Raw genomic sequence first — 8,584 nt, forward strand, 5'->3', positions numbered from 1 at the left:
GGCCCTCCGGGCAGCAACTCGGTGGACGTCGCCACAGACCTGTTGTCCACCTCCGGAGGATCGTTGCGAGCGCTCGCGCGGAGGCCTCAGCGGGATCTGGAGGCGGTCCCCGGAGTCGGCCCCGCCGTTTCGGCGCGTGTGAGCGCGGCGCTGGAGTTGGGGCGCCGCCTCGCCAGCGAGTCGCCGGTGGCCAGGCGGCGGATCCGACACCCCAGTGACGTCTTCGATCTGTGCGGACCACGCCTACGGGATCTGCCGCACGAGGAGTTCTGGGCGATACTGTTGGACAGCCAACACGGAGTGCTGCGCGAGGTCCAGGTGTCGCGAGGGATCCTCGACGCCTCCATCGTCCACCCCCGCGAGGTGTTCCGTCACGCCATCCTCGAGAACGCTTCCGCTATCATCGTCGTCCACAACCACCCCTCCGGCGACGTGACCCCGTCACCCGAGGATCGTGCCGTTACCGCGCAGCTCGCGCGGAGCGGGCGGATTCTGGGCATCCCGGTTCTGGACCACGTGGTCATCGGAGACGGTCGCTGGGTCTCGCTGGCGGAGCAGGGCGCGCTGGATGGAGGCGGCGCGCGGGGCGCGGGCGCGAAGGACTGAGGGCGTCCGGCGGCTTGCAGCGGGTTCGCGCCGCGGCTACCATCGCGCCAGAACGGGTTCGCCGGCGGACGAGGGGGTCTTCCCACCCGGCGCCACGGTGCGGACGGCCGGGCGGACAAGGGCAGATCGTGGAGGAGGAGTCGTGAGGGCGTTCGTCACCGGTGCTGGAGGATTCATCGGATCGCATCTGGTCGAGGCGCTGCTGAGGCGCGGCGACTCGGTGCGTGCGCTGGTGCGGTACAACTCCCGGGGCAGCCTGGGCTGGTTGGACGAGTCTCGCGAGCGCGATCACGAGCAGCTCGAAGTGCTCGCGGGCGATGTCCGCGACTCGGGCCAGATGCGGCGCGCGGTCGACGGCTGCGACATGGTGTTCCACCTCGCCGCTCTCATCGGCATTCCTTACTCCTACCAGGCCGCGCGCAGCTACGTTCAGACGAACGTCTCGGGCACGCTCAACGTGTTGGAGGCTGCCCGCGAAGCCGGGGTCGAGCGGTTCCTGCACACGTCCACGAGCGAGGTGTATGGATCCGCGTTGAACGTGCCGATAGACGAATCGCACCCGCTGCAGCCGCAGTCGCCGTATTCGGCCACGAAGATCGGAGCGGATCAGCTGGCGCTCTCGTATTGCCACTCGTTCGATCTGCCGGTGACCGTCGTTCGCCCCTTCAACACCTACGGGCCGCGCCAGTCGGCTCGCGCCGTAATCCCGACGATCATCACGCAGATGCTCGCTGGCCCGGGCCCCGTGCGCCTGGGGTCGACGCATCCGACCCGTGACTTCACCTACGTGGACGACACGGTGAGGGGCTTTCTCGCTCTCGCGGGGGCCGCGGCGGGCGCCGGCGAGGTCTTCAACCTGGGCACCGGATTCGAGATTTCGATCGCGGAACTCGTCGCCTTGATCGCTGACATCGTCGGCGTAGAGCCGGCGCTCGCGCGCGACGACGCGCGCGTTAGGCCCGAGGGAAGCGAAGTGGACCGTCTGCTCTCCGATAACAACCGTGTGCGCGAGGTGGCCGGCTGGCGGCCCGCTCTGGGGGGTCGCGACGGGTTGCGCGCGGGTCTGGAGAGGACCGTCGAGTGGTTCTCCGACCCCTCGGTCCGTGCGGCCGGCGGCATAGACGCGTACGCGGTGTGATGGCCGTGCGGCCGGCCGACATCACCGCGGCGATCGCTCGGGTCGTGGGAGCCCTGAAGTCCCCGCTGGGCCTGCATGAGCCCGATCTGTCCGAAGCCGAAGCGGCCACCGTAGCCGAATGCGTCGAGAGCGGCTGGGTTTCCTACGGGGGACGGTACGTGGACGAGTTCGAGGATCGACTGTCCACCGTCGTCGGGGGTCCCGTCGCGGCCACGGTGAACGGCACCGCGGCGCTGGAACTGGCGTTGGTCGCCGCCGGCGTGCGTCCGGGTGACGAAGTACTCGTGCCGGCGTTCACGTTCGCGGCGACCGCAGCGGCGGTCGTGCACGCGGGGGGCGTTCCTCATTTCGTGGACATCGAGCCCGAGCGGCTCGGCGTGGATCCCATAGCCGTCGATGCGTACCTGAGTCGGATCGCCGTCGGTGACTCCGCCGGGGCGAAGAACAAGAGCACCGGCCGACCCATCCGTGCGCTGGTCGCCGTGCACGTGTTCGGGCACCCCTGCGAGTTGGCGGGCCTCGCCGATGTCGCCGGAAAATACGGCCTCATCCTTGTCGAAGATGCGGCGGAGTCGCTCGGGTCTCGTCACCAGGGCACGCACACCGGTCTCTTCGGCGCGGCGGGCGCTTTCAGCTTCAACGGGAACAAGATCGTCACCACGGGCGGCGGGGGCGCGGTGGTTTCTCGCGACGCGGATCTGCTGGCGCACGCGCGTCATTTGAGCACGACCGCGAAGATCCCGCACGCGTGGGAGTACAGGCACGACGCCGTCGGCTACAACTACCGCATGCCGGCGCTCAACGCCGCGCTGGGGTGCGCGCAACTGGACCGCCTGGGCGAGTTCCTGGCGGCGAAGAGGGAATTGGCGGAGCGATATTCGGCGGCTTTCGCGGAGATCGACGGCGTGAGCGTGATGGCTGAGCCGCCCCACGCCGAGAGCAACTACTGGCTCAACGCCCTCATCCTGCCCGACGTGGAGGGCCTGCTGGAGGACATCCTGGCTCACAATCACGCCGCGGGCTACCGGACGCGCCCTGCGTGGACTCCTCTGCACACGCTGGCGCCGTACGCCGACTGCCCGCGCATGGAGCTGCCCGAGACCGGGCGCGCCGCGCGAACCGTGCTGAATGTCCCCAGCTCCGCCGCCTTGGGGTGTCGGCGATGAGCGCGCCGCGCCGCGTGTGCGTGGTCACGGGCAGTCGGGCGGAATTCGATCTGCTGCGCTGGCTCATGGCCGACGTTCGTGAGGACCCCGCTCTGGAGCTACAAGTCGTCGCGACCGGCATGCACCTTTCGCCGGAGTTCGGTCGCACCGTCACGCACCTCGAGGAAGCAGGCTTCCCGCCGGACGACATCGTCGAGTCGCTGCTGTCGGCGGACACGCCGTCCGCGGTGGCGAAGTCGGTCGGGCTCGGGCTGATAGGGTTCGCGGACGTGTTTCGGCGCCTCGATCCGGACATCGTGGTCATCCTGGGGGATCGGTTCGAGTCGTTCGCGGCGGCCCAGGCGGCGGCGATCGCCAGACACGTGATCGCGCACGTGCACGGGGGCGAGGCGGCCGAGGGTGCCGTGGACGAGGCGATTCGGCACGCCATCACCAAGATGGCCCACTACCACTTCGTGGCGACGGACGAGTACCGTCGCCGAGTGATCCAGTTGGGCGAGGACCCGGATCGCGTATTCGACTTCGGAGCGCCCGGCTTGGATCGGCTGCGGCGCACATCGTTGCTGTCGCATGCGGCGGTGGCGGAGTTCGTGGCGCTGTCCGGCGATGGACCGCTGGTCGTGGCGACATATCATCCCGTTACGCTCAGCGACCGCGACCAGGTCGCCGATCTCGACGAGGTCCTGGCGGCTCTGGCTGGCCTCGGTTCCGCCCGCATCGTCATTACGCTGGCAAACGCCGACGCCGCGGGCCGGGCGCTCAACGATCGCCTGAGGGGCTTCGAGTCGGAGCATCCGGACCGGGTTCGCCTTTTCGCGGCGCTCGGACAGGAGAGGTATTTGAGTCTACTGGCTGCGGCGGCCGTGGTCGTTGGCAATTCCTCGAGCGGGATCATCGAGGCCCCGAGCGTAGGCACGCCGACCGTCAACGTCGGTCCGCGCCAGCGCGGGCGGGTGCGCGGTGCGTCGGTGATCGACTGCGACGCCGAGCGCAGCGCTGTGCAGGGTGCCATTGAGCGTGCCTTCAGCGCGGACTTCCTGGACGGTGCTTTCGCAGAGCCGTCTCCCTACGACCGAGGCGGAGCGTCGCACAGAATCTGCGCCGAGTTGGCGCGCGTGCCGCTGGAGGGAGTCGTCATGAAGCGTTTCTACGACCTGCCTGCGCGCGGTTCGTGAAGATCGAGATCATGGGATTCGAAGCCTCGGAGGCCTTCATGCTGTTGCGGGAGCCGGTGGCGTGAGCGCCGAGCGAGAATACAGACTCGCCCCCGCTCGCGTGGTGCGGGCGCTCAGGTCGCGAGCTCGGGCGCTGTTGCTGGTTGGCGCCGTTGGGGGCCTGCTTGGCGCCTTCGTGACCGTGCTGAGGCCGGCAACCTACCTGTCCACCGCTTCGTTCATGCCCCAGGAGAGCAACCCCAACCTCAGCCGCATCTCCAGCATGGCGCAGCAGTTCGGCATTTCGTTGCCGGTGGACGCGAGCCCTCGCTCCCCGGCCTTCTACGCGGCACTCATCCAGAGCCGGGCGGTGCTCGAGCCGGTGGCGCGTGGGGCGGTGGTCGCGGACAGCGACGGCCGCGCCGTGGAGTTCGATCTGTTCGAGCAATTCGGCATCGACAGAGAGCGTCCGGACCGGGCGGAGGCCGCCCTGGTCGACGCCCTGCGCGACGCCATCGGCGTGCGCGTCGAGCGAGAGTCCGGGCTTCTGGAGCTGGAGGTTGCGAGTCGCGATCCGGTACTTTCGCGCGGGCTCGCGCTGCGCGTTCTGGCCGCCGTCGACACCTTCGACATGGCGGTGCGGCGATCGGAGGCGGCGGCCGAGCGAGCGTTCGCCGGGGAAAGGCTCGCGGCGCTGCGCGGTGAGCTGGAAGCGGCCGAGGATAAGCTGCGTACGTTCCTGGCGGAGAACCGGCAGTTCCGCAATTCTCCGCAGCTCTCCTTTCAGCATGAACGGCTTCAGCGCGAGGTGGTAATGCGGCAGGACCTCGTCTCCTCGATCGCCCAGTCCTACGAGCAGGCTAGGATCGAGGAAGTCCGCAGCACGCCCGTCATCACGGTCGTGGAGTCGCCTAATCTACCGATGGATCCGGCCGGCTTGTCCGCCCTCATGGCCGGCCTTCTCGCGGCCGTGATCGCCGGCGCGTTCGCGGCCATGGCTGTGATCGCGGTCGAGTATCGCGAAGCGCTCACGTCCTTCTACGCCGGGCCCCGGACGTAGTGGGTCCCGGGATCGAGGAAGGGAAGGGCTCCGGAGTGGCTGAGGATTCCGAGCAACTGTGGGCGATCGTGCCGGCCCGGGGCGGGTCGAAGGATGTTCCCGAGAAGAACCTGGCCGACGTCGGAGGTGCCTCGCTCGTGTGCCGTGCGATCGCCTCCGCCCTGGCCGCCCGCGCCGTCGCCCGAGTGGTCGTATCCACCGACTCCGAGGCGATCCGCGAGGCGGCGTTGGCGTGCGGCGCGGAGGCCCCGTTCACGCGACCGGCCGAGTTGGCGCGCGACGACACTCCGGGTATCGAGCCGATCAGGCACGCGCTCGAGTGGTTCCGGGCGAGCGAGGGTCGAGTCCCCGCGTGGGTGGTCTGCTTGCAGCCGACGTCGCCCTTCCGGACGGGCGCTGACGTGGACGCGGCGTTTCGGATCGCGCTCGACACGGGGGCCGACGCTGTGATCAGCGTCGCGCGGGCGTCCTGCCACCCGTACTGGGCGCGCAGCGTCGATGTGGATGGCCTGATGCGGCCGTTCCTGTCGGAGCGGGAGTCGCCCGTTCGCCGGCAGGATCTCCCCGATGCGTTCATGCTCAACGGCGCCATCTATCTCGCCCGCGCCTCGGTTCTGGAGCGGGGCAGCTTCTACGGGGAGCGCACGGTCGCTTACGTGATGCCCGAAGAGCGTTCACTGGACGTGGATTCCGCGTGGGACTTGCGGGTGGCGCGCGCGCTGGCGACGGAGGAGGCGGCCTCATGATGATCGGCGGTCGCGCGATCGGCCCCGGGCGACCGTGCTTCGTGATCGCGGAGGCCGGGGTCAACCACGACGGCGACCCGGGTCGCGCGCACGCCCTCATCGACGCCGCCGCGGCCGCGGGCGTCGATGCCATCAAGTTCCAGACGTTCGACCCGGCCAGCTTGGTGGCGCCGAGCGCGCCGCGGGCCCCCTACCAAGTCGCTGCCACGGGGGACTCCTCGAGCCAGTTTCGGATGCTCGCCGAGCTTCGGCTGGATCCGGCCGTGTACCCCGAGCTGGCCGATCACGCGCTGGAAGCCGGGCTGTGCTTTCTGTCCACGCCTTTCGACGAGGAGAGCGCCTCGATGCTCGCCGGGCTCGGCGTGCCGGGCTTCAAGCTGGCATCGCCGGATCTGGTCAACGACCCTCTTCTCGAGGCCGTGGCCGGGTACGGGCTGCCGCTGATTCTTTCGACGGGCATGGCCGACCTGGACGAGTGCCGTCGGGCTCTGCAGGTCGCCCGCGCCGCGGGCGCCGCGCAGATCGCGCTGCTGCACTGCGTCACCGACTACCCGGCTCGGCCCGGTGACTGCAACCTGCGGGCGATGGCGACGCTGCGGCGCGAGCTCGATGTGCCGGTGGGTTGGAGTGATCACACGTTGGGCGCCGCGATCGCGCTCGCGGCGGTCGCGCTGGGCGCGGACATCGTAGAAAAGCATTTCACGGTGGACCGAACGCTGACGGGGCCCGACCACGCCGCGTCGCTCGAGCCGCCGGACCTGGCCGAGCTTCTCGTGAACATCCGGGACGTGGAGGCGGCGCTGGGCGACGGGCGCAAGGTGCCCGCAGCCGCAGAGGCCGACATCGCTCCGATGGTGCGCAGGAGTGTCCACTACCGGCGCGACCTCGACCCCGGAGCCAAGCTCACCCGCCAGGACCTGGTCATGCTTCGCCCGGGCACCGGGTTGCCGCCGCGAGAGGCGCGCGAGCTGGTGGGGCGCCACCTGAACAAGGGTGTACGCGCGGGAGAGATGGCCTCGACCGAGGACCTCAGGGCCCCATGACGAGGCGCGTCGTCTTGATCGGCGGAGGAGAGCACGCGGGCGTGGTGGCCGAAGTCATGCGCTCGCTCGGCGACGCCGTGACCGTGCTCGGCTTCCTCGACCCGGACCCCGCGGCGCGGGTCGCGGATCTCGCCCATCTTGGCGCCGATGAGGCCCTGCCATCGCTCGGCAAACCCTGGGCGGTGCTGGGCTTCGGTGCACCAGGTGACGTGGCTGCCCGGCGCAGCGCGGTAGAGGCAGCGGCGGCCCACGTCGAAGGCTGGATGACCGTGGTTCACCGCGCCGCGTGGGTCTCACCGAGCGCCGTCATCGGCGCGGGGGCGGTGATCCTTCCGGGGGCGATCGTGCACACGCGCGCGAGCGTCGGCGCCCACGCGATCGTGAACAGCCGCTCGGTCATCGAGCACGACGTCGCGCTGGGAGACTTCGTGCACGTTGCTCCCGGAGCCGTGATCGGCGGTGGTGCGATCGTGGCGGCAGGCGCGTTCGTGGGCCTCGGGGCCGTCGTGAGGGACCACACACACATCGGAGAGGAGGCCGTCGTGGGCATGGGGGCCGTAGTCGTCAGCGCCGTTGGGGCCGGGCGCACCGTGCTTGGCAATCCGGCGCGGCCCGCATGATCCACGAGGATCGGGCAGCGGGCTTCCTGGCGTCGCTCGCGCTGCCGCCGGACGCCACCATCCGCGCGGCGATGGGCGTGATCGACGCAGGGGCCGTCGAGTTGGCGTTCGTGACAGAGCCGGAAACGGGCAAGGTCCTGGGCACGGTGACCGACGGCGACCTGCGCCGGGCCATTCTCCGCGGGGCCGGGCTGGCGGACCGGGTGTTGACCGATTGCATGAGCGCGCCGTTCGTCTGGGTCGCGGAGGGGACGGGACGAGCCGAGGTACTCGAGCTCATGAAGGCGCGGGGCGTGAGTCAGGTCCCCGTGCTGGATGGGCGCGGTCGCCTGGCGGCTCTGCATACGATGCGTGAGTTCCTGGGCGCGCCGAAGCTGCCGAACCCCGCGGTGATCATGGCGGGCGGCCGCGGCACGCGCCTGCATCCCCTCACCGAGACCGTCCCCAAGCCCATGCTGGAGGTGGCCGGTCGTCCGATCCTCGAGCGACTCGTCCTGCACCTGGTGGGGTGCGGGGTCCAGACCATCTACCTCTCCGTGAACTATCTGGCGGACGTGATCCGCGAGCACTTCGGAGACGGGGGGGAGTTCGGCTGCGCGATTCGCTATCTGGAGGAGCCGGAGCCGCTCGGGACCGCGGGTGCCCTGGCGTTGCTGCCGGGCCCGCAGAGCGATCCGATCCTGGTCATGAACGGAGATCTCATAACCAGGGAAGACGTGTCGGGCATCATCGCGACACACGAGAAGTCCGACAACGAGCTCACCTGCTGTCTCAAGACGTACTCGGTCCAGGTGCCGTTCGGCGTGGCGGAGGTCGATGGGCGCCGCATCGTCGCGCTCGAGGAGAAGCCGTCGCGGAGCTTCTTGATCAACGCGGGCATCTACGTCCTGTCCCCCCGAGCGATAGCGATGGTACCCAGCGGCGAGCGCACGGACATGTCGGAGGTAGTGGCCAGTTGCATAGACGGAGATCTGCGCGTCGGATTCCACCCGCTGGGAGGCGATTGGCTCGATGTCGGGCGCCCCGAGCAGCTCGATCGCGCCCGCGGCGC

At 69.7% G+C, this 8,584-nt stretch carries 9 protein-coding genes; all 9 read left to right on the forward strand.

Annotation, left to right across the window (positions count from 1 at the left end; translation table 11 throughout):
• Positions 1-606, forward strand: a 606-nt coding sequence (gene radC, locus ABFS34_14930; protein ID MEN8376719.1) for a DNA repair protein RadC, incomplete at its 5' end; no start/stop codon positions are given.
• 142 nt (positions 607-748) lie between these two features.
• Complete coding sequence (locus ABFS34_14935) at positions 749-1,744, forward strand: SDR family NAD(P)-dependent oxidoreductase (protein ID MEN8376720.1); 996 nt, start codon at positions 749-751, stop codon at positions 1,742-1,744.
• Entirely contained in the window at positions 1,744-2,910 is a 1,167-nt protein-coding gene (locus ABFS34_14940; protein ID MEN8376721.1) for a LegC family aminotransferase, read from the forward strand. Before ABFS34_14935 ends, ABFS34_14940 begins: the two co-directional genes overlap by 1 nt.
• The gene (gene neuC, locus ABFS34_14945; protein ID MEN8376722.1) at positions 2,907-4,085 is read left to right on the forward strand and encodes a UDP-N-acetylglucosamine 2-epimerase; all 1,179 of its coding nucleotides are present in this window, start codon (positions 2,907-2,909) and stop codon (positions 4,083-4,085) included. Before ABFS34_14940 ends, neuC begins: the two co-directional genes overlap by 4 nt.
• Before the next feature lie 61 nt (positions 4,086-4,146).
• On the forward strand, positions 4,147-5,124 hold the full coding sequence (locus ABFS34_14950; GenBank protein ID MEN8376723.1) for a hypothetical protein: 978 nt from the start codon (positions 4,147-4,149) through the stop codon (positions 5,122-5,124).
• Positions 5,125-5,159: 35 nt separating this feature from the next.
• Positions 5,160-5,870 (forward strand): acylneuraminate cytidylyltransferase family protein, encoded by a 711-nt coding sequence (locus ABFS34_14955; GenBank protein ID MEN8376724.1) that lies wholly within the window; start codon positions 5,160-5,162, stop codon positions 5,868-5,870.
• A complete protein-coding gene (locus ABFS34_14960; protein MEN8376725.1) occupies positions 5,867-6,913 on the forward strand; it encodes an N-acetylneuraminate synthase family protein in 1,047 nt (348 codons plus the stop codon). The genes ABFS34_14955 and ABFS34_14960 overlap by 4 nt, the downstream gene beginning before the upstream one ends.
• The gene (locus ABFS34_14965; protein ID MEN8376726.1) at positions 6,910-7,533 is read left to right on the forward strand and encodes a NeuD/PglB/VioB family sugar acetyltransferase; all 624 of its coding nucleotides are present in this window, start codon (positions 6,910-6,912) and stop codon (positions 7,531-7,533) included. Before ABFS34_14960 ends, ABFS34_14965 begins: the two co-directional genes overlap by 4 nt.
• Positions 7,530-8,584: nucleotidyltransferase family protein (locus ABFS34_14970; protein ID MEN8376727.1), on the forward strand; the 1,055-nt coding region annotated here is incomplete at its 3' end. The genes ABFS34_14965 and ABFS34_14970, both read left to right, overlap by 4 nt.

This window comes from Gemmatimonadota bacterium, assembly GCA_039715185.1.
Classification (GTDB): Bacteria; Gemmatimonadota; Gemmatimonadetes; order Longimicrobiales; family RSA9; genus DATHRK01.